Raw genomic sequence first — 20,272 nt, forward strand, 5'->3', positions numbered from 1 at the left:
CAGTCAGCAATAGCGGGCCTCAATTTTTGGCCGATCTTTGCAAATTAAAAAAATTTGGGCCTTTTTTGCAAAGCATACGTATTATAAATTCATAAACAAAGCACAAATGGGCTAACCGTAAAAGGAGGATTTTATGATATTAATGATGGCTTATAGGAGGGCGATATAAAGTTAATAATTGATCAAAGTCATAGCTTTAAATAATCTTAAGCTTTTATTATCATAAACTTTAGATAAAATAAATGATTATAAATGTAAAAATTTATATTTATAAAATGGTTATTAGGGTATTTTAGTAGCTAATTTGCTATCAAAATTATAATAGAATAATATTTTTAAAATAAATTGAAAGAACTTTAATAAAGTGAAACATATCACTTAATTGACACTTTTTTAATTGGGTATAAACTTTGGCTTAAAGCTGGATGAATTAAATACATGTTTCGTTCATATATTTGATTCACGCAACTAAAAATTATTTTTAATAGAGGTGAATCACAAATGGCTTATGCATCAATCAATCCTTGGAACAATGAAGTTATCCGAGAATACCCATATGCTACAGATCAAGAAGTACAACAAGCAATCGCTGAAGGACACGAATTATACTTGTCTTGGCAAAATGATGATGTTGCTACTCGATCACAACACTTGCATAACTTAGCCGATTATTTAGAAGCACATGCTGATGAATTTGCTGAAGTAATGACAAAAGAAATGGGTAAATTATTCAAAGAAGCCCAAGGTGAAGTTGCCCTTTCAGTGATTATCGCACGTTACTATGCTGATAATGCTGCTAAAATTCTTACACCAAAGCCCGTTACATCTGTAATGGGTGAAGCACAAGTTATTGCCCGACCAACGGGAGTAATCTTGTCAGTTGAACCATGGAATTTCCCTTTGTACCAAATTATTCGTGTGTTTGCGCCTAACTTTATGGCGGGTAACCCAGTTATCTTAAAACACGCTGACATTACACCTGCCTCAGCAGCCCAATTCCAAAAAGTTGCTGATGAATCAGGTATGCCAAAGGGTGCCTTTAAAAACTTATACGCTACTAATCAACAAGTTGACGATATTTTAGCTGACCCACGTGTTACTGGTCTTGCCTTTACTGGTTCTGAACGTGTTGGTAAAATTGTGGGTGCCGAAGCTGGTAGTCACTTGAAGAAGAGTACTTTAGAATTAGGTGGTAGTGATCCATTAATCGTCTTAGAAGATGCTGATTTGACTGAACTTAACAAAGTTCTTAAACAAACACGTCTCTACAATTCAGGTCAAGTGTGTGTCTCATCAAAACGCTTGATTGTAACTGAAAACAACTACGATACTGTGCTAGGAATGTACATTGATGGCTTTAAGGAAGTCAAAGAAGTTGGTGACCCAATGGATCCTAACACTACATTTGCCCCATTAAGCTCTGTTCGTTCTAAGAATATCTTAGTTGAACAAGTTAAAAAGGCCGTTGAAGGTGGTGCAACGTTAGCTTACGGTACGCTTGACGAAGACTTAACAACTGCTCACTTTATGCCAGTTATCTTGACTGATATGACACCAGAAAATCCAATGTACTACACTGAATTTTTCGGTCCTGTTGGAATCGTGATTAAAGTTAAAGATGAAGCAGAAGCAATTAAGGTTGCTAATGACTCACACTATGGCTTGTCAGGAATTGTCTTTGCCGGCAATGCTGATCACGGTACTGAAGTTGCAGCACAAATCGAAACTGGTTCAGTATATGTAAACAGTTACGGTGGTACCTTACCAGAATTACAATTTGGTGGGGTGAAGAACTCAGGTTACGGTCGTGAAATGGGTGAAGAAGGAATTACTGCCTTTACTAACCAAGAATTGATCGTGACTCGTCGCAAGCCAATTGACTTAACTGATACTACTGGTGGTTTTTTGTAAAATAAACTAACTAAATAAGAAGTCTGGAAAATTGTTTCCAGGCTTTTTTTGTCGTATTTAGACGGTATGGCTAAAACGTGCTCGAAGCCCCAAAGTACTGTGCCTAACTTTAAAACGATTAAAATACCAAGACCGTATTTTATCGTTTTGCGTTAGTGCTCACTGACTACCGGTTATTCTCGCACTCTTAAATTTCATGTCTCACTTTTCCTCCCTCATTTGACTGTATAAGGGTAGGCAGTTGAGAGCTAGCCTCAGCACCTACAAACTACTTTCGCAGTGCAGACAGGAGGAAATGTCATGTTAAAAGCAATTAGTATCTATGTATCAAGTGTCAATGAAAAAACCGGTAAGTTATATGTTGCCAAACGCTTCAGTGATGTGCCCATCGAAATCACCCCTGAACAAATCAAACCCGTAGTCGCCGCATTAGAAACCATTATTAACCTTGGTGATGTGCAAACAATTAACTTTGTTGAAACTCACGCTCACAGCTTAATGGCTTAATATTAGGAGGAATAGTCCATGTTAGTTAAGAAATTATTGCTTCAATTCAAGAATGAAAAAAACACCATCAATACTTTAGTGCTTAAGGATGTATTGGAACCAATTGATCCGGCTAAAGTTCAAGCAGCCATGAATGTAATCGCGCAAAGTAACATCTTTGTCGATAAAAATGGTAAGAAGAAGTATGTAACACCACTTGCTGCCAAGGTTGTTAATACTGAAGATAATTCAGTATTTGACCTTCGCCAAAAGTAAACTATCATTGGTGCTTTGACTGAAGTCAAGCACTATTGAGAAATACTATAAAAGGCTGGAAGAAAAATTTCTTCCAGCCTTTTATAGTATTTCAGTTAATATGCTGCGGTACTAGTCGCTCATACTTTCCCAGCGGCTGCTCGCACTCTATTAAACGTGTTCGAAGCCGCAAAGTACTCCGCCTACCACCAATTAGCTAAGATACATAGACCGTATCTTTCGCTACTTGTCAGTAGTGCTCATACTTTCCCAGCGGCTGCTCGCACTCTTATTTAAATACCACCAAAATAATCAACGTCACAATCGCTGGTGTTCCTTGCATCAATAAGATCTTAGGTTTGCTGCCAGAAATCGCTCCAAATACTGCGGCGATAACTACAAAAATAATACATGCAAGGGTTGTTATGTAGCGGGCATCAATTGGGAAAGCATAGACTGCAAGTAGCGTCATGACACCGACAAAACCGTTATAGAGTCCTTGATTGGCCATCAAAACTTTAGCCTCGTGTTGCACCGTGAATTCGTTAGGTAAGTCAAATTCTTTAGCAAGTTGGGCTGGTGAAAAGAACATTTCCATCAGCATAATGCCTAGGGCTTCAACCCCGACAATAGTAGCGAAAATAATTGAGATTAAAGACATGATAATTTCCTTTCATAATTGCAACTGCAAATATTCACTTAGTAAGTATAGTTTAATGCTAATGACATAACAAATATTAAGAAAGTTAAGCTCTAAATCGAACATTATTGTACATCGGTTTGCAAATAGGTAGATAAATACGTATAATATTAAATTATTGATAACGTTTTGTTAATTTAAAGGAGGAATATTATCATGACAACGGACTTTAAGAGCCGCATTTACTTGGCCGGCCCATTCTTCTCAGATGCTCAGAATGCACGCTTGGATGAAGTCGCCGCATTACTTGCTAGCAACCCCACAGTTGGTTATGTCTTTGAACCAGTTAAGCACCAACAAGATGAAATTGTGGCCGAATACGGTAATGGTTCATTAGAAGAAGCGATGAAGACTAAGGAATGGCAAGACGCGACTTATCAAGGTGATATCCAAGGGATTAACCAAGCTAATGCGGTTGTTGCGATGTTAGATTTCGATATTGAAAACGGTAATGTTCGCCCTGATGAAGGCACAATGTTTGAAATTGGGTATGCAATTGCGTTACGTAAACCGGTGATCATTGTTCAATACACCCAAGATGAAGAACCACTTAACTTAATGTTGGCAGGTTCATATACTGGTTTCTTCTGGGGTCAAGAAGATATCCAAAAGTTGGCGACGTATGATTTTGTTAACTTTCCAAAGCATTTGGTAGACAAAAGAGTGTTTTAGAAAAGAGTGCGAGCAAAGCCGATTAACAACCGTGAGCGACTAGCACCGTGTTTGATGGGCACCATCACGCAAAGGTGCGTATCGTTTCAGGTTGTTGTCTTTGCGAGCACGTTTAGGCCATACTGCCTACAATGCTAGGTGGAATAGTCTGGTTTCTAAAACACAACTGATATATGCAAAATATGACAGCCACCGTCCTGGGAAAATATTCAGGGCGGTATTTTAGTAGATCACTCAATTGCTAAGGCACCTTCATATTAGAATTCCTGCCCGCCAATATGTTATCCTTAACGTATAATGCACATTTGTAATTAAAGGAGGGATTATGAAAAAAGTCATTGGAATTATACTTTTAGCAATTATTGTCGCACTTGGTAGCTTTTATGGTCTAAAGTATTACAACGCAACTTATAAAGATGTACCCGCATATGCATTAGTACCTAATCAAGTACCAACCAAAGAACAAACCCGTGATGATAATGGTAAAATCGTGCCAAATTCTAGCACATATCGGTACACATTTAACTTTGTTAAGACTAATGGTGAACGGCAAATAATGGACTTTACTCTCGAAGGAAGCCATGTTAAGCCCTTTACACCTGGCGTTTATGTCAAAGCACAAATTAGTGCTAAACGTGTTACCCAAGGTCCTAATGAAGTTCAAAAGACCGATGTGCCTAAAACGATTCAAGCTAAATTAGCTCAATAATATTAGTAATTCGCAGACCATATTAATGTACTGCGAATTTTTTGTACTATTATTAAATCATCTGAAGAAATGGTAATGTCTTAATGGGAATGTTGACAAGCACTACTAACTTCGATATAGTTAACTGGTTAATTATATCTAGTAAGGAGTAACCCATGACCAATTCACGTACAGAGATTATTAATCTCACGACCACCTTAAATGAATTCGTGCGACAGTACGCAAGTCGGAGTGAGTTATTAAATGACGATAATCAAGTCACCGTTAGTGATACGCAAGCCCATATTCTGATGTTGCTATTAGATAGCCAGGTGCCATTGACTAACAGCCAATTAGCAACGGCAATGGAATTAAGTCGGCCGGCTATTACCAAAGCTGTCAAAGAGTTACTTAAGCATGCTTACTTAACGGCCACCCCGGCTCAACATGATGGGCGGGTCATGGAATATCAATTGACGGTAAGTGGTCAGCTAGTGGCAGATGAGCACCGGCAACGTCATGAGGCGACAATCAATCAATTAGCAACAGTCTGTGCTAAGTATAGTATGGCTGATCTCCAATTGATTCAACAATTTATGAATGAACTTGCCACCCGCGCATGGGAAACTAATGCGCCACAGGAATGAAAAGGATAGTAAGATGACGGAAAATATTATTACAGCGCACAACTTAAGCGTTGAATTCCCTGATAAAGTAGTCTTTCGAGACTTAAATATTGAAGTACCACGCGGGAGCTTTTTGAGTATTGTTGGTGATAATGGAGCTGGTAAGACGACGTTCTTGCGAGTAGTTTTGGGGCATTTAAAACCTGCAAGTGGGGATGTGACCTTATCACCTGAGCGCAAAGATATCAAGATTGGTTATGTGCCCCAATTTCGGAATTTGACTGGCGAATATCCATTAAGTATTAAGAATTTCGTGGCATTAGGCTTAACAGAAAGTAAATTACCGTGGTTAACTAAGCGTGAAAAAGCGAAGTTAGCCCATATTATTGAAGAAACTGAATTAACTAAGCGTGTTGATGCCCGCCTTGGGACAGCATCTGGTGGGGAAAAGCAAAAGGCCTATCTCGCCCAAGCATTAGTTGAACAACCAGACTTGTTGATTCTAGATGAATCAACCGCCAGCTTGGATAATGTTGTGAAGTATGAACTGCTTGATCTTGTAACTGAATACCAACGTGACCACGATGTGACAGTTATTTTTGTTACGCACGACTTGCCATTAGCGCAAAAGTATGCGACGGATTATCTTCTAATCCAAAACGGTCATGCGGTCAACGGAAAGATCAAAGACCTCGACCTAACAAAGCTTAAGATGGCTGACTTGACGGGGGAAGTTAATAGTGAAATTCTCTAGAGAGCGAACCCAAGCGGGAAGGGTCGAGCACTACTGACAATTAGCGCAAGATACGCTCTTAGTATCTTAGCTAATTGACGGTAGGCGGAGGTTTTTGGGACTTGGATCTCGTTTTAGCCATGCTGACTGGCACCACTTCAACATAAAGTATAATTAAAAAAGCCTTGTAAATTAATTTGCAAGGCTTTTTTAGTATCAATAATATCAAAATATTTTTAATATATAATTAATATTATTGCAATAAATGTCACTATTATGTCGTTAAGTAGTTATATTTTTGGTCATGTTAAGCTTTTCTTAATAAATATATATTAAGAAAAAGTAAAATTAATTAAGCAAATTATAATTAGGACTATAAATAGTTTAAAATCACGTAACAAAATTATAACATTATATAAGACATTTGCACTATCTTATATATAGATTAATTTGCTGTGGGGTGAATTAAATCATTTATTGTATAAGGCTAGGGTAGAGTGTTTATAAAAATATAGGTAAATGACGTATTGGCTTCGTATAAATATTGATCCCAATTGGAATCAGTGGTTGTCATGACCGTTGACCCCAACAAATGATTAGTAAGTATATGTCGAAACGAGCGCATGCTTGCAATACTTCCATCGGGTGGGCTTTGAAATTTCTTAAGAAATTCAAAGTCTATTTTTAAGGAAGCGTTAAAAGTATTAAGAAAATATTAACATAACCCCATAAGTATTCTTTTAAGCGTAAAAATATTGATAATATATCTTGTACCTTATTTTTATATAAATTCTGTTACTTAAATAGTTTTGAGGAGATCACCGATGGAAGAAAAACGTCACTACAAGTTATACAAATCTGGTAAAAACTGGGTTGTTGCATCAATTGCTGCAATTACAGTATTGAGCGGTTCTGGCTTGGCCGGTACTGCCCTTAACGTGCACGCCGCAACTCCAGCTGCTGCACAATCAAACATTAACTTCAATGGTTTAAAATCACAATTAGTATGGTCAAATGCTAAGGCTGCTAACGCAAGCATTTACTCATCAGCAACTGGTAAGACTTTGGTTGCTAAATTACAAGCAGACATTAAAACTGCTAACGGCTACATTAATAACCCTAAGTCAGCTACACAAGCTAAAGTTAATACAATCACTACTGCATTGCGTAACGATGGTGTTAACTTGAACAACGAAGTAGCTAACATCTTGAACGGCCAATTATACTGGTCAAACAAGAAGGTTGCTTCTGACTACGTAACTGCACAAGGTAAGACTTTGTTTGCTCAATTACAAAAACAACTTGCAACTGCAAACTCATACGTTAAGAACCCATCATTGGCTACTCCAGAAAACGTAATGGCTATCACTTCAGCCTTACACCAAACTGGTTTAGACTTGTACGCTTCTAAAGTTACTGACTTAAAAGCACAATTAGTATGGTCAAACGCTAAGAAGGCTGCTGACTACACTACTGAAGCTGGTAAGAAAGCATTTGCTACTTTGACTACTGACATTGCAACTGCAAATGGTTACGTAGCAGATCCTGAATTTGCTACTCCAGATCAAATTGCTACAATTACTACTAAGTTACACCAAGACGGTTTGGACTTGATTGCTTCAAATGCCGCTGGTGATGCTACTCAATTGAACAAAGACATTACTGCAGTTACTGATGCAAAATACGTTGAATCAGATTATACTAATGATTCATACGCTGCACTTCAAACTGCTTTGACTGCAGCACAAAAGGTTGCCGGCGACAAGACTTCAACTCAAGAAGCGATTGACGCTGCTGACAAGGCTTTGATGGCAGCGCAAACTGCATTGGTTCCAAATGCGGTTGACTTAACTGCATTGCAAGCGCTTGTAAACTTAGCACCAACTAGCAATGCTAGTGCAATTTATACACAAGTATCTTACAAGGCTTTTGGCACTGCTTTAGCAACTGCCAAAGCTACTTTAACTAACACTAAAGTAACGCAATCACAAGTTACGGCTGAAATTGCAGCCTTTACAGCTGCTTTAGGTCAAGCACTCCCTGGTCAAGCAACGGTTACAACTGGTTTGATTAAAGTAGTTGCCAACCAAGATGACAGTCAATTACAAGTTGACTTAGCAACTGCAAATACTAAGTTATTTGCACCTACTACTGCTGCAATGTACACACCAACTTCAATTGCATCATTACGTGCAGCCATTGCTGGTGCCAACGCATTGTATGCAACCACTACAGGTAGCGGCCAAACTGCTGGTGCTTTAATTACTACAATTAAACAACTTCAAATCAATAGTGCAGATACTGCATTGACAACTGCGCTTAATGGTTTGACACTTATTAATGGTGTTGTTAACAAAGACCAATTGAACCAAGATATCGCAAACGTTAAGAACACTTTGAACGGTACTGGTGCACCAATTAACATGACTAACACTGATGCTAATGGTAACCAAATCTATGCAGCCGCAGCATTTGCTGCCTTTACAAAGGCTTACAACAATGCTGTTAGTGTTGCAGCTGATGCATCAGCAACTGCTACTCAAGTTACAGCTGCTGATACTGCATTGGTTAATGCAATTGGTAAGACAGCGGGTAACAACAGTGGCACAGCAACTGGCCTTAATGCAGCACTCTTAAACGGTGCTGTTGACCTTAGCCAATTGAACGCCGACTTAGCAACTGCTAAAAATGATCTTTTCTACGCTGGTGCACAAAACACTACTCTTGGTGGTGCTCACGTTTACACACAAGCATCATACAACGCATTAGTAAGTGCTGTTGCTAACTTACACGCTACTGGTGCTAACCAAGTATTTACTGACAGTAATAACAGTACTCAAGTAACTGGCTTAACTCAAGCAACAGTTAACACTGGTGACGCTAACTTAGCGACTGCCCTTAAAGGCTTGACTAAAGCAACTGCTGGTTCAGTTGACCAATCAGGTATCCAAGCACTTCTTGCTCAAGCTAACCAAGTAATTACTGCTGGTAACCTTGATAACTTAGGTCACGCACTTTACACAACTGCTACTTTTGCCGCTTTACAAAGCAAAATTGCTAGTGTAAATTCTGATCTTGCAAGTATGTCATTAACTCAAGCAACAGTTGATGCTGACTGGACTGCATTGAACAACACACTTAATGCTTTGGCACAAAACCTTAATGGTGCAACAGTTGATCACACTGCATTGTCAGCATTAACAACTGCACCTGCATCTACAAACCCTGCAACAGTAAATCCTCAAACTGTATTTACTGCTGGTAACGGTGCTGGTACTTGGACTCCAACTTCATGGTCAGTATTTAGCGCAGCTTACACAACTGCAACAACTGATCTTAATAACTTAGCTGCTGGTGGTACAGTTACTCAAGCCCAAATCAATGCTGACTACACTTCATTAGTAAATGCATACAACGCTTTGGGTGGTACAACTGATAAGACATTGTTACTTGCTAACATTGCCTCAGCTAAGACTTACCAAGCTGCTAACTACACAGTTAGTTCATTTGCAGCATTAACTACTGCATTGAATACAGCAATTGCTGACAGTAACAATGCTCAATTAACTGCAACTACAGCTCAAACTGATGTTAATGCAATTGCTGCAGCTATTAAGGGCTTAAATGGTGTAGCAGCTGATAAAGCAGTTGCAACTGCTTTAACTTCTGCTGAAGTTGAACAATTTAACAATGCTCGTGTTGTTGCAACTACTGCAGCCAATGCGGGAGTGACAGCTGAGTCATCAGTAACTTACACAAGTACAACTTGGACGACCTTTAATAAAGCATACACAGCCGCACAACAATTATTTGCATCTACACCTAACGGAGATGTTTCAACTTCAACTAGCTTGAATAATACTTCAACAGTTGCACAAGTTGCAAGTGCATTAACTGCCCTTGACAACGCTCGTCAAGCATTAGTTGTTGCTAACGGTACTTTAAACAACGCGGTTGATGATGCACAATTACAAGCAGATATTATTACTGCAACTGGTCTTTCAGCTACTAACTACACAGCCGGTTCATGGGCAGCTGTTCAAAATGCTTTAACAATTGCTCAAAACGATGTTGCAGCTAACTATGCAGCACGTAACAATTTAGCTGCTGGTGCTCAAGTTGTTGCTGCTGACCAAAGTGCATTAGAATCAGCTATTAACGGTTTAGTATCAGCTAACAAAGCTGGTCTTCAAACTGCCTTGTTACAAGCCGCAAACATTCTTAACGATGGTCACGGAAACGCAGTTAAGATTGCAGCTAACTTGGCAACTAACCAATCAACAGGTGTAAGTGTTGTTCTTGCAACTACTTACAACAATGACTTGACAACTGCACAAGCTGTATTTGCTAACCCGAATGCAACTGCTGCACAAATCAGTTCAGCCACTGCTAACTTGTCAACTGACATCAATAACTTGGCTGGTAAGACTGTAGTTGCTCAAGGATCATCAACTGGTTCAAGCACAGGATCATCAACTGGTTCAAGCACAGGATCATCAACTGGTTCAAGTACAGGATCATCAACTGGTTCAAGTACAGGATCATCAACTGGTTCAAGTACAGGATCATCAACTGGTTCAAGTACAGGATCATCAACTGGTTCAAGTACAGGATCATCAACTGGTTCAAGCACAGGATCATCAACTGGTTCAAACTAATAAAAAGTAGTAGCTCAGGCTTAATTAGCTTATAAGTTACAGAAGAAAAGCGATTAACTTAATATGAGTTAGTCGCTTTTTTAGTTGAAAATAATTTTGGGAAAAACGATATGTTAAATGAAAAAAGTAAAAAAAATTTAAGTATTTTGGTTCTAGATCATAATGATGATGAATCACTATTGCATGCAATTTCATCAATTAATAATCAAATTGGCTTTAAGAAAGAACTAATTGAGATAATTATTTTAACACGACGAAATTTTGATGAACTATCAGTAAAATTCGCTATATTTTCAGATTTAGATTTACGTTATATATTTGTACCAGAGACAAATGATGGTGTTGCGTGGAATATGGGATTATCTGCAATGCATGGTGCATGGGTTACTTTTTTAGATTCACGGGATCAATTATACGCAGATGGTTCATTACTTGATTTTATGAATTGCATGGGGACACCCCAAAACGCAGTGGATATTTTAATTTTTAAATATGTATATCCTATAATGGATGATGAAAATCGAGTTATTGATTTTAAAAATGCAGATTATGCTAATGTTATTTACGGTAAATATTTTAATTGGAACTTTATTCAACGAATGAACTTACAAATGAATTCTAACTTAGATAGATATTTATTGGATGATTTTGTAAGTAGAGCACTGGCTTTACGGCCAGATAGTAAATGGTACGATTACGCAAATTACTTTTTAAGTGATCGTGGTGAAATTGCAGATAATGTTGAAGAATTTATTGAGTATAGACACCATTTTATGCAATTTATTACTGAAAAGAATGTTCAACGTAATGACTATGTAAGTGATCTTGTTTGGTCTATTACGAACGCTAGTGAATTAGTACTTGCTGCTAATCTAGAAAATAATGCTATAATTTTAAAAAAATTAGCAGCATTATGTGAATTTGGTTCTAAAATGGGTGAGGTAGCAATTTTAGTAAATGATTATTTTGTAGATAAGGGACTTACAAATCGTATTAGTTATCAAAAAATTATGGAGTATAAGTAATTATGAAATTAGTAACGATTGTTATTCCGCAATATAGTGAAAAAGAGTCTACAATTCTACGCTTATTAACGTCAATTAATAATCAAATTGGGATTGATTTTACCCAAGTGGCAATTAAAATCATCGGTGATGCCGGTTATCAACTAGATACTCATTTATTCACATTATTTCCTAATTTAGACATTGAGTATACATACTGTTCTAAGTCATCCGGTCCAGGTAAGGCACGTCAAATTGGCTTAGATCAAGCTGATTCAAAATATATCGCTTATATGGATGCCGATGATATTTTAAGTAATGTTAATTCATTATGGCGGTTTGTAGATGTTATTAATAAAACAGGTGATCATCAAATAATCTTTACAAAATATATCGAAGAATTTGCTCCTGGTAAAAACGGCAAAAATACGTATAAAATTCGTGAATATGTGCCAGCGGCAGTTTATGGTAAATGGCTTAGTGTAGCCTATATTAGGGAGCATAAATTTACATGGCATCCAGAGTTGCCGTCAGCGTATGAAGATACGTATTTTATGGACTTACTATTGATATTTGCAACGGATGTTTACTATCTTGATTCGGTAACGTATACATGGCTCTACCGTGAAAATTCAATTGTTAGGCAAAAAATTGATTATCGATCATTGCATTTACATGAATTAGTACGTGAGAACTACTTCTGGGTTAATGAGATGCGAAGGCGAGCCCCAGAGCGATTAAAGTTTGATATAAACAACGCACTAGGATTAATATATCGGGTTGTTAATGAATGTAAACCGGTGCCTGAAATTATATTTGAATTTAATTTTGAAATAACAAGATTTTTAAGTGAAAATTATAGCCAAATTGATTTACAATATGCAGCAAAATTATTTAGTTCTGAAAATAACGTTAATGACGTAACTGGGTTTAGTGATTTTTGGGTTAATAAATTAAAGCAAATAAATGCTAGTAGCAAGACTACAAAGGATGCAGAATTAATTGTACCCAATAGTAAAATTGTTTCAATTATAATGCCTTTCAATGGTGAAAATGTCGAATTATTAATATCACAATTATCATCAATTAATAATCAGATTGGCATTAGTCTGGCTGATATTGAACTAATTATCGTAAATGATGCTGGCCGACCACTGGATGAGACCATAATTAATGCACAATTTGAAAAGCTAACGATAATTTATATTAATTTGACTACTAAAGTTGGTCCAGGACCTGCACGAAATAAAGGTCTAAACATCGCAACTGGTAAATTTGCTATGTTTTGTGACGCTGATGATCATTTACATACCATCGATGCATTACAACAGATGTATATAGCGGCACAGTCCGAAAACAATGTTGATATTGTGATGGCTAAAGTAGTTGATGAGCAATTAGATAAAGAAAACAGTACGCAACTCGTACAGTGGCACTACCATTATGGGACAGTATACCCAAATTGGTATAAATTAGACTTTTTAAGAAACTATTTGATTATGTTCCATGAAGAATTACACAGCTTTTATGAAGATACATTTTTTAACGCATTAGCATTTTCTTTAGCAAAAAAAGTTATTTATTTAGATAAACATATTTATACGCATTGCTTGAATAATAATTCTTTAATTCACAAAGGTAAGGATATTGAACGACAAAAAGCATATTTAAAAGAGTATGTTTTAGAAAATTTATTTTGGTTTAGAGAATCAAGACAAAGATTTCCTGAACGTATCAAAATTGATTTAAATAATTTTGTTATTAATTGGTACTATATGTACGAAAGCTACGGCATACAAGATAGCGTACTTGATAATACATTACAAACTATAATGACAACCCTTATTAATGAAAATGCTATTTACTGGGATGGATGGACAAAAGCGTTACAGGAAGATGCTAATCGTAGAGATGAGGGTGATGCAAAAGGCGTAACAGCTGATAATTTAAAAATGTTTATGCAAAACATGATAACTGAATCAACTGATTGAAGTTTTGACAATAATATTTTCTGTGTGTAACGTGTAGAAGATAATTTAGACATAGTTTTAATACTCGAATTAAATTATGTTGGTTCTAGGTCAAATGGTACTGATGGATCTAAAAATTGAATAAATCCGTTTATTCGGTTAAGCCACTAGCTCGATATTAGAGCTAGTGGCTTTTTGTAGTGCATGGCGAAAAAGGGCTCTTTATTAAATGAATGGTAGAGAGTATTATTTGTCATTTTTTGATGTTGTGTGATGAATGTAATATTACTCACGCGATATTTTATAAATATACTTTAATTTTGGTTATTTTAACCGATAAGTAATTAAGGCATTAGTTAAAATTTTAAAAGTGAGTAATATTAACAGATATCGATGGGATATGGAATATCTTTAAGATATTGGAATTAATTGATATTGTGTTACCTGCCTTTAAGCTTTCGATTGGAACGAATACGTGGTCTCTAGTTAGTGGTTCGATGGGTACAATCTTAACCGCGGTTGCTGTGTATTTAGGCCTTACAAAATATCAAATTGGCCGTAAGGGAGTAGATCATTTACTGATGAAAGTTAACTATGATATCTATAAGAAAATTTAGTGGTTCATGTGTAGTTCAAGCTGTTAATATTGAAAATATGGAGAATTAATATATGGGAAATTCATTGTTAATACTAGGTAATGGGTTTGATTTGGCCCACAATTTAAAATCAAGCTATGAAAATTTTCGTTCTTATTTGATACAACGTGCATTTGAATCTCGTAAATGTGATCTGGACTTTGAAGATGAGCTAGAACAAATAATTATAGAATATTTTGATGAGCCGAAAAATGTTGATGAGATTAAAAATAAATATTTAGCCAATCTAACCCAAGGGAAAGACAAATATACGACATGTATAAACGATGCCTTAAGTAATTTATTTAGAGAATCTGATACAGTTTTTAACCTAGATACGAATGAATACACTAACCATGATGATTTAGCGTATGACTGGTTGGTACATATAAATAAGGTTGTAGATTATTTATATAGTAGTAAAAAAAATCTATGGTCTGATTTTGAAGGTAATTTAAGATGCTTAGAATTGGATAGTGTGGCGGATATTCTAAAACCTTACGATGAAAATGATGCCGATGAGACTAAATACGGAGATGAAGATGCTTTTTATGCGGATTTTCAAGTATTAACTTATACAATCCATTGGTTATTTCAAGATTGGGCTAATGACTTGAATTCTAAAATTGATATAAATCCTTTACCTGAATTTAAAAAATTTATTTCTGATGTAAGTCCCAAAATAATTACGTTTAACTACACTGATACAATCGAAAATATATATTCATATGATAACATTTACCATATTCATGGACATGCAGATGGTTATGCAGAACTTGTTTTTGGTACCAGCGTAGAGAATGATTACGATGATAGGTATCGATATTCCGCGTATGATGGATTAATAAAGAATACTGACAAGTGGTGGAATAATATGATAGACCAATCACCTAGTATCTTAAATAATATTGAAAATATATACGTTTATGGACATTCTTTAGGTGAGGTGGATCATGATTATTTAAATAGAATAATTGATAGATTGCCAAAAGCAGTTTGGTACATTAACGTATATGACGAAAGTAAGTATTCAGACATGAAGGATATATTAACTGGTTTGGGAGCAAAAGAAGTTAATATGTGGCATTTAAAAGTTTAAAAAATACTAAGTAGTGCTAATGTAGATACATAAAAAAAGCCATCATTGACCTAAATCAATGATGGCTTTTAATATTGTTCTAGAAATTAAACAGCAGCGACTTCTGCTAATTTGGCCACGATTTCTGCCATCGTTTCCTCTGAAGTCGATAACCCGCTACGAGAACCAAGTAATGGACTTACCTCCCGTAGTTCTTCAAAGGTAACGCCATCAAGTACCGGAATCAATTGATCACGAAAAAGTAGTGTAGAGAGTTCATCATCAGCAATCCCGTCTCCTTGAATCCTTTTAAGAAAAGCCGGCGTAACTAATACAATACCGCTACGAGAGTTAGCTAGGCCTTTATCAATTTCTCTAAGTAAATTTGTGCCTAACTTAACTTCAGTTTCACTAAACCAGACTGATGTTCCTTGGGCCGTAAGTAAATTATTTAGATTTAAAGCGATTGTTTTTCGATCATCCCAAGCATGACAAAGGAAAATGTCTTTTAAAACTTTTTCAGCTCTTTGTTCAACAGCTTTACGCAAGGGTGTCAGCGTCTTAATTTGCTTAGGAGTATATAAGACAGTAGAATTCGCTGATGACCAGCTTGCTTTACGTTTCTGGCCACTGTGGGATGAGCCGGTTTGCTTGGAAGATGACATCTGATTAGGAGTAGCAATAGCATAGCCACTCCCATAATATTTATTGTAACTACCTCTATTGCGACATGCAGGACAATTAGCTGCTGCGGCTGCAGAACTGTGTCCCCTAACTGGTGCGGTACAAATGGCCATAAAGAATCACTCCTGTTATTTAATTTTAATTTAGTACATGTTTATAATAACTTAAATAATATTAATTATGTTGTAAAATATTAAAAATAATATGATAAAATAAAAATTATATATAGCTACTGGGGTAATAGGAATGGATATAGAACAATATATTGTAGATTTTAAATATAATGATGAGTTATTAGAAAATTTTAAAAAGCATTTAAACAAAGATGCTAATGCAATTTTGAAGGCAGTGTACGGTGAGGATTATGATAATTATTGCGATGGTTTAATGCAAAATCTGCGCGCTTTACTTGAAAAATTTTTTGAGGAAGGCTCAAATACGCAGGAAAGTAAACCAAAATTTACTGCCAAAAATTTTATTGACTTTAGTAATAAATTCGCAGATGAAGCTAAATTTGAAAAAGTTGAATTGAATGGCAATAAAGACTGGGCCACTGAAAATAATGCGGTTAAAGCGGTTAAGGTCCTATTGGTTCAATTATTATCATTACCCGAGAGTGCATCTTCTTATTTTAATTTAGGTGATCGTTTAAATAACCTCATGAGTGATGATGGTAAGAGTGCAATTCTCATTTTTGAACTCTCAACAATTAAATATCCAGAGCGTAATTGGCCTTTTTATAAGTTAGGAAAACTTCTAATAAAAATTTCTAATAACAAAGAGAAGTTAAAAAAATTACAGCAAATTTTGATTAGTTCTGAGGCCGGTGGCATAGGTGATAAGAAACAAGTAAGTGGTTATGCGAATATTCAAGCAGTTAAAAAGCAAATTGATGATAATTTAAAAGAAGATAAAATTCCACTTCCATTTTTAACTAATATAAATAATAAAGACGAGTATACACCTGAGTTTAAAGATGCTGTTAATACGTATTTAAGTAAGGCAAATATTAGTGACATTAGCAGTGATATTAAGGAGACAAATACTACAGTATTGTTTAAAGATGCTGCTTTATTTGAACTTGCGGATAGTTTGAGCAATAAGGACGACAATGACAACATTATAAAAGACGCATTTAGACTCGTGTATTTAGTATCGTTGTTCCGTGCTAAGCAATTTGCTCCTAAGGACAGTACAACGTATTACCAGTACACTGGAGAAAATACATTAAAGAGTATAATGTCACTGGATGAACCGAATAATCTAGAAAAACCACAAATTAAAGTTCGCCTGTATAATATTTTGGGAATGAATGATCCATTCGAAGGTAAATATTCATATAACTTATTGGATTACAATCCAATTGAAAGTAATACTTTTATGCCGTCAAATACGTATATTGCGTCGTTTATTAAGGGAAAAAAGGAATCATTAGCAATGTGGAAAATGTATGGTGATGATTTCAAAGGTGTCAGATTAGGTTTTACATTTATTGAAAATACGTCCGATACGCCTGATAGCGATAAAGAAATATTTCCTGAATTATATCAGGTTGTCTATTTTGATGAAGCCACTATATCAGAAGTAACCAAAGCTTGTCCTAAAAGTGCAGCACTTCATGAAATAGTGGCCTCTAATGAAAGTAAAAATGAGGTTATATTTGCTGAAATAAAAAAAGTAGTTAGTAATTTAACGGAAAAGATAACTAGTGCCGAAAAGACTATTGCTGACAAACTAACTGTATTAATTGATCAGCAATTAGAAAAAATTCGGTACCTTATCAAAGATTCAATTTACAAAAGTGAATATGAATATCGTTTGTTGGTTCGGATTGACTCGGCGATTATTAAAGATGAAGTAGCTGGCGCCAAAGCAGCAAAAGAAGTTAACGATATACAGAAATATAGCGAGAAGCCTGTTTTACATTTTGATAAAGGGAATCCTAAACTTTATTATGAATTTGAAGATGTCGAATTGGCTTCAATTATTTTTGGGACGAGTTTCAATAAGGCGTATCAATGGATTCCATTCTTGAGTATAAAAGTGCCAGAATTAATGGCCACTAATCAAATAACTAGTTCTGAGTTAGAAGGCCGTTACCGTTAGTATTCAATAGGAAGTGATTTATATTAATCTGGGGTATTAAGTAGTGCGAATAAGGGATATATTTTGTAGGAAAGTTAGTTTTTTTGATCGGCAATTAATTAAAAATTTTATCACGTATTTTGGATATATTTTTGGTGGTGGGTCAGCGATTGTGAGTTTTTTGAATTTGAGTCATCCGTTGCTCATTAAGATTGTGATTGGGTTGTTTCTGAGCACTGTGGTTATATATTTGTTTAACTACGCATATGCTAATGCAATGTCACGATTAACCTTAACCTTGGGTAATGCAAGCATCGAAGTAAAAATCGGTGATATTTTTGAGTGTGCAATTTTTAATGATGATAAGGTAATTAAGGTTATTCCGTTTAATCAGTATTTTGACACGCAGTTGGATGATAATATCGTAGTAAAATCATCCGTGAATGGCCAATTTTTAAAGAAAATTTTCAACTGTACATGTGCGGAACATTCTACGGATCATTGGCGAAGCCAACAACGAAGGATGACTTTGATGCCCGTATTGAGTGTGATGAATGGTTAAACAAATACAAATTAGAAGAAAAAATTTATCGTAAGGGAAAAAATCAGCCCTATAAATTAGGCTCAATTTTCAAATATGACAATGATATTTTTGCTACCGCGTTAAGTCATGTTGATAAGGATAATCGGTCAGTATTATCGATTCAAGATTATCTGCGGTTTCTAATTAATTTTTGGGATCAAATGGATTGCTTATATGGTGGTCGCAAGGTCTACATGACTTTGTTAGGATCGGGGATGACTAGACTATCCAATCAAATTAATGAAGAACAAACATTGCAAACCATTCTATTCATTTTATGTTTGTCACAGATTAAGTTTAGCGACAAGAATAAATTGACAATCTTATTGCGCCCTGAGACTTTGCAGGAAATTAATCTGTATAAGGTAAAGAAAACGTTTAAAGATTTTCAAGGCGTTAAATAAGGTAGGTTGGCTCGGGAAGGATACCTAACAGTTAGTAGATAATGAATGAAAATAAAAAAAGACTGAATTTGTAAAAATTCGGCCTTTTTTAGTATTCTAGGAATTATATGCCTTTTACAACATGCTTTGCCGGTGAATTTTTACTAGAAAAGAGTTATGTCACAACCTTTTGTTTATTTGGGCAACTTAATTATATTAAAAAATTATTTTTCTATAAAAATAATTTAATTGCGTGATATAATTAAATTTATTATAAATAATTTATTTAATTCAAAATCATGAGGTATAGAGATGGAGCTACGCCAATTTTTAGATGCCCAACCATTAACTTATCCAGAGTACCAAAATATTAGGAAATACTTGAGTCATATTAGTAGTTTTGCTTTGTGGCCAGCTAAACACACTGGTAATCAAGCACCGGCTTTGCTAGTTGATACAGAAGCTGATTTTAACGCTCAGTTAGCCGGTAAGTTACATAAGAATGTGGTTATTTTAGGTTTGAATTATGGCGACGTTAAGGGTAGTGAGAAGACAATTGCCCAGCAAATTGCGATGCAACCAGTGGAACGCGTGGCTTTGTACCAGTCACACATGAACATGGCTAATCAGTACGGTGGTCGTTATGGGAAGAAGGGTCTCGGCCCCAAATTTAGTTATTACCAAGCTACTGATTCACTTATCCGTGGGGCCTATTTAACGGATTTATTTAAGTACAGCCTCGACGAGCATGCGGACTTAATTGCGAGTGGCTTACCTTCACATACTTGGAATGAATTTGAAAAAAGCCATTCCAAAGCTGAAATGGCCGAAATCTTAGCATTTAATATCGATGGCTTGGCATATGAACTAGAACAGATTGTAGGCCTTGATACTAGTAAACCATTTGTGATCTTACTCATGGGTAAATCTAAATTTGCTAATTATCAAGCTGCCATACAAGCCAAGTTCCCAACGGCGATTATTGAGATTATCTATCACTACCAAGCTCGTAAGCAGACAATCGAGATGGAAGCAGGGAATAGTGCGGTGATGGATAAGGTCGTGGAACGGATTAAGGCAGTGTAGGGCGTGGAAGTATGTTACTAAGAGAAACTAATTTA

General features: G+C 35.9%; 18 protein-coding genes. 16 read left to right on the forward strand and 2 right to left on the reverse strand.

The window, feature by feature from the left end; translation table 11 throughout:
• Window positions 1-501: 501 nt before the first annotated feature.
• The 3 genes from HF964_RS03105 (at window position 502) to HF964_RS03115 (ending at window position 2,673) form a co-directional block, all read left to right on the forward strand.
• A complete protein-coding gene (locus tag HF964_RS03105; protein ID WP_168721597.1) occupies window positions 502-1,911 on the forward strand; it encodes an NAD-dependent succinate-semialdehyde dehydrogenase in 1,410 nt (469 codons plus the stop codon).
• A 300-nt stretch (window positions 1,912-2,211) separates the two neighbouring features.
• Window positions 2,212-2,418, forward strand: a complete 207-nt coding sequence (locus HF964_RS03110; protein WP_168721598.1) for a hypothetical protein — start codon at window positions 2,212-2,214, stop codon at window positions 2,416-2,418.
• 18 nt (window positions 2,419-2,436) lie between these two features.
• A complete protein-coding gene (locus tag HF964_RS03115) occupies window positions 2,437-2,673 on the forward strand; it encodes a DUF2922 domain-containing protein (protein WP_168721599.1) in 237 nt (78 codons plus the stop codon).
• A 268-nt stretch (window positions 2,674-2,941) separates the two neighbouring features.
• On the opposite strand, the gene HF964_RS03120 is transcribed toward HF964_RS03115, so the two are convergent.
• Window positions 2,942-3,313: a DUF1304 domain-containing protein gene (locus HF964_RS03120; protein ID WP_168721600.1), complete on the reverse strand. Its 372-nt coding sequence runs from the start codon at window positions 3,311-3,313 to the stop codon at window positions 2,942-2,944.
• Between the two features lie 195 nt (window positions 3,314-3,508).
• Between HF964_RS03120 and HF964_RS03125 the strand changes: the two genes are divergently transcribed.
• The 9 genes from HF964_RS03125 to HF964_RS03165 all read left to right on the forward strand — a co-directional run bounded on the left by HF964_RS03125 (window position 3,509) and on the right by HF964_RS03165 (window position 15,437).
• Entirely contained in the window at window positions 3,509-4,024 is a 516-nt protein-coding gene (locus HF964_RS03125; protein ID WP_168721601.1) for a nucleoside 2-deoxyribosyltransferase, read from the forward strand.
• 325 nt (window positions 4,025-4,349) lie between these two features.
• The gene (locus tag HF964_RS03130; RefSeq protein WP_168721602.1) at window positions 4,350-4,733 is read left to right on the forward strand and encodes a DUF1093 domain-containing protein; all 384 of its coding nucleotides are present in this window, start codon (window positions 4,350-4,352) and stop codon (window positions 4,731-4,733) included.
• Window positions 4,734-4,888: 155 nt separating this feature from the next.
• Window positions 4,889-5,359: a MarR family winged helix-turn-helix transcriptional regulator gene (locus HF964_RS03135; RefSeq protein WP_168721603.1), complete on the forward strand. Its 471-nt coding sequence runs from the start codon at window positions 4,889-4,891 to the stop codon at window positions 5,357-5,359.
• Window positions 5,360-5,372: 13 nt separating this feature from the next.
• Window positions 5,373-6,092 carry a metal ABC transporter ATP-binding protein gene (locus tag HF964_RS03140; protein ID WP_168721604.1) on the forward strand — a complete coding sequence of 240 codons (720 nt, stop codon included), beginning with the start codon at window positions 5,373-5,375 and terminating at the stop codon, window positions 6,090-6,092.
• An 803-nt stretch (window positions 6,093-6,895) separates the two neighbouring features.
• Window positions 6,896-10,729 (forward strand): KxYKxGKxW signal peptide domain-containing protein, encoded by a 3,834-nt coding sequence (locus HF964_RS03145; protein WP_168721605.1) that lies wholly within the window; start codon window positions 6,896-6,898, stop codon window positions 10,727-10,729.
• Window positions 10,730-10,839: 110 nt separating this feature from the next.
• Window positions 10,840-11,754 (forward strand): glycosyltransferase, encoded by a 915-nt coding sequence (locus tag HF964_RS03150; protein ID WP_168721606.1) that lies wholly within the window; start codon window positions 10,840-10,842, stop codon window positions 11,752-11,754.
• A gap of 2 nt (window positions 11,755-11,756) precedes the next feature.
• Entirely contained in the window at window positions 11,757-13,724 is a 1,968-nt protein-coding gene (locus tag HF964_RS03155) for a glycosyltransferase (RefSeq protein WP_168721607.1), read from the forward strand.
• Between the two features lie 398 nt (window positions 13,725-14,122).
• Window positions 14,123-14,320 carry a hypothetical protein gene (locus HF964_RS03160; RefSeq protein WP_168721608.1) on the forward strand — a complete coding sequence of 66 codons (198 nt, stop codon included), beginning with the start codon at window positions 14,123-14,125 and terminating at the stop codon, window positions 14,318-14,320.
• Between the two features lie 52 nt (window positions 14,321-14,372).
• On the forward strand, window positions 14,373-15,437 hold the full coding sequence (locus HF964_RS03165; protein ID WP_168721609.1) for an AbiH family protein: 1,065 nt from the start codon (window positions 14,373-14,375) through the stop codon (window positions 15,435-15,437).
• 86 nt (window positions 15,438-15,523) lie between these two features.
• Here the strand turns inward: HF964_RS03165 and HF964_RS03170 are convergent, their stop codons facing one another.
• Window positions 15,524-16,213, reverse strand: coding sequence for a toll/interleukin-1 receptor domain-containing protein (locus HF964_RS03170; RefSeq protein ID WP_168721610.1), 690 nt, complete (start codon window positions 16,211-16,213; stop codon window positions 15,524-15,526).
• 133 nt (window positions 16,214-16,346) lie between these two features.
• Between HF964_RS03170 and HF964_RS03175 the strand changes: the two genes are divergently transcribed.
• The 4 genes from HF964_RS03175 (at window position 16,347) to HF964_RS03185 (ending at window position 20,237) form a co-directional block, all read left to right on the forward strand.
• Window positions 16,347-18,206: a DUF2971 domain-containing protein gene (locus HF964_RS03175; protein WP_168721611.1), complete on the forward strand. Its 1,860-nt coding sequence runs from the start codon at window positions 16,347-16,349 to the stop codon at window positions 18,204-18,206.
• A 256-nt stretch (window positions 18,207-18,462) separates the two neighbouring features.
• On the forward strand, window positions 18,463-18,747 hold the full coding sequence (locus tag HF964_RS10100; protein ID WP_420850122.1) for a macro domain-containing protein: 285 nt from the start codon (window positions 18,463-18,465) through the stop codon (window positions 18,745-18,747).
• Complete coding sequence (locus tag HF964_RS03180) at window positions 18,663-19,172, forward strand: macro domain-containing protein (protein WP_168721612.1); 510 nt, start codon at window positions 18,663-18,665, stop codon at window positions 19,170-19,172. The genes HF964_RS10100 and HF964_RS03180 overlap by 85 nt, the downstream gene beginning before the upstream one ends.
• A 291-nt stretch (window positions 19,173-19,463) precedes the next feature.
• A complete protein-coding gene (locus HF964_RS03185) occupies window positions 19,464-20,237 on the forward strand; it encodes a hypothetical protein (RefSeq protein ID WP_168721613.1) in 774 nt (257 codons plus the stop codon).
• Window positions 20,238-20,272 lie beyond the last annotated feature (35 nt).

Source organism: Periweissella fabalis, from assembly GCF_012396505.1.
GTDB lineage: Bacteria > Bacillota > Bacilli > Lactobacillales > Lactobacillaceae > Periweissella > Periweissella fabalis.

Bases quoted from the DNA above. Each gene is read 5' to 3' on its own strand.
- HF964_RS03150 (WP_168721606.1), top strand. From the start codon at position 10,840: ATGTTAAATGAAAAAAGTAAAAAAAATTTAAGTATTTTGGTTCTAGAT.
- HF964_RS03140 (WP_168721604.1), top strand. From the start codon at position 5,373: ATGACGGAAAATATTATTACAGCGCACAACTTAAGCGTTGAATTCCCT.
- HF964_RS03180 (WP_168721612.1), top strand. From the start codon at position 18,663: ATGTGCGGAACATTCTACGGATCATTGGCGAAGCCAACAACGAAGGAT.
- HF964_RS03110 (WP_168721598.1), top strand. From the start codon at position 2,212: ATGTTAAAAGCAATTAGTATCTATGTATCAAGTGTCAATGAAAAAACC.
- HF964_RS10100 (WP_420850122.1), top strand. From the start codon at position 18,463: ATGTCACGATTAACCTTAACCTTGGGTAATGCAAGCATCGAAGTAAAA.
- HF964_RS03165 (WP_168721609.1), top strand. From the start codon at position 14,373: ATGGGAAATTCATTGTTAATACTAGGTAATGGGTTTGATTTGGCCCAC.
- HF964_RS03185 (WP_168721613.1), top strand. From the start codon at position 19,464: ATGGAGCTACGCCAATTTTTAGATGCCCAACCATTAACTTATCCAGAG.
- HF964_RS03175 (WP_168721611.1), top strand. From the start codon at position 16,347: ATGGATATAGAACAATATATTGTAGATTTTAAATATAATGATGAGTTA.
- HF964_RS03125 (WP_168721601.1), top strand. From the start codon at position 3,509: ATGACAACGGACTTTAAGAGCCGCATTTACTTGGCCGGCCCATTCTTC.
- HF964_RS03135 (WP_168721603.1), top strand. From the start codon at position 4,889: ATGACCAATTCACGTACAGAGATTATTAATCTCACGACCACCTTAAAT.
- HF964_RS03170 (WP_168721610.1), bottom strand. From the start codon at position 16,213: ATGGCCATTTGTACCGCACCAGTTAGGGGACACAGTTCTGCAGCCGCA.
- HF964_RS03145 (WP_168721605.1), top strand. From the start codon at position 6,896: ATGGAAGAAAAACGTCACTACAAGTTATACAAATCTGGTAAAAACTGG.
- HF964_RS03120 (WP_168721600.1), bottom strand. From the start codon at position 3,313: ATGTCTTTAATCTCAATTATTTTCGCTACTATTGTCGGGGTTGAAGCC.
- HF964_RS03155 (WP_168721607.1), top strand. From the start codon at position 11,757: ATGAAATTAGTAACGATTGTTATTCCGCAATATAGTGAAAAAGAGTCT.
- HF964_RS03130 (WP_168721602.1), top strand. From the start codon at position 4,350: ATGAAAAAAGTCATTGGAATTATACTTTTAGCAATTATTGTCGCACTT.
- HF964_RS03105 (WP_168721597.1), top strand. From the start codon at position 502: ATGGCTTATGCATCAATCAATCCTTGGAACAATGAAGTTATCCGAGAA.
- HF964_RS03115 (WP_168721599.1), top strand. From the start codon at position 2,437: ATGTTAGTTAAGAAATTATTGCTTCAATTCAAGAATGAAAAAAACACC.